The 1130-nt window shown below is 59.0% G+C and carries 1 protein-coding gene; it reads right to left on the reverse strand.

Annotated elements, in window-relative coordinates:
• Positions 1–27 precede the first annotated feature (27 nt).
• Positions 28–1074 carry an IS630 family transposase gene (locus tag EV674_RS17305; RefSeq protein ID WP_132750531.1) on the reverse strand — a complete coding sequence of 349 codons (1047 nt, stop codon included), beginning with the start codon at positions 1072–1074 and terminating at the stop codon, positions 28–30.
• Between the last annotated feature and the right edge of the window lie 56 nt (positions 1075–1130).

Here is a 1130-nt window from a genome sequence, read left to right on the forward strand (position 1 = left end):
TATTGACTAGAAATAAAACAACTTGAATCAAGCGGCATATTTGACAGAATCCTTCCCAAAAAACTGCTGCACCTTTTTGGGCGATTTCTGCAAATGGCGCAAGTGCCCAATAGCCGCCTCTTTGAGTTGGCCCTTGCGCCGCGCCGGGGCCTTGGTCGTGATGGCCGCCTTGAGGTTGGCGTTGAGCAACTCGTTGGGGTTGAGCTCGGGGCTGTAGCTGGGCAGGTAGAACACTTCGATGTGCTCTTTGTTGTCCTGCAACCATGCCTGCACCTGCCGGGCGTGGTGCACCTTGAGGTTGTCCAGAATCAGAAACACTTTGGGCGCGCCTTCTTTCTGGCTCTGACGCACCAGACGGCGCATGAAGTCGATCAGCAGGGGCGCTTTCATGGCGCCCTCAAACACCTTGAAGCGCACCTTGCCCCGGTTGGTGATGCTGCTGATGATCGAGAGCCCTTCACGGCGCCTGCGGATACGTATCTCGGGCGTTTTGCCCACCGGCGCATACGAGCGCCCACGCACATCGTCCGAGCGCAGCCCCGTCTCGTCGGCCCAGTGAATTTCAGCACCTTCGGCCCGTGCCCGATCGCGTATGACCGGATACTGCTCGTTGAGCCAGCGCTGCACCGACTGCGGGCATTGCTCGTAGGCGCGCTCGATGGGCTTTTGCGGCGTAAAACCCCAGCGGCGCAAATAGGTGCCCACGCTTTGCAGCGTCAGCTTCAGGGCGCAGCGCTGCTTGATCAGTTGCTGCACCGCAGGGCGGCTCCACAGTGCAAAGTCCAGCTGCAACCCATCGGGGGTCTTGTCGATCAGCAGCTGGCGAGTCTCTCGTTCTTGATCTGCGCTCAAGGCGCGCAATGTTCCCAAGGGGCGACCGCAGCGCTTGTCCTGCAAGGCCGACTCGCCCTGGGCCTGGTAGCGCTGGCAGATGTCGAACACCCCGGTGCGCGACAGCCCCAGCTGCCGCGCTATGTCTTCGTACGTCCAGCCCTGATTGCGCAGTTTGATCGCCTGCATGCGCCGCTCTTGCCGCGCCGCAGGACTGAGCTTTCTCATGTCGGTCAGTTTCATCAAGACAACATCCGGGTAATCAGAAATATTTCAAGTCGTTTTGTTTCTAATTAATA

It is taken from the genome of Simplicispira metamorpha, from assembly GCF_004341365.1.
Lineage (GTDB): Bacteria > Pseudomonadota > Gammaproteobacteria > Burkholderiales > Burkholderiaceae_C > Simplicispira > Simplicispira metamorpha.

What these genes read in the sequence shown, in the direction of transcription:
- EV674_RS17305 (WP_132750531.1), bottom strand. Translation starts at nt 1,074, where the DNA reads ATGAAACTGACCGACATGAGAAAGCTCAGTCCTGCGGCGCGGCAAGAG.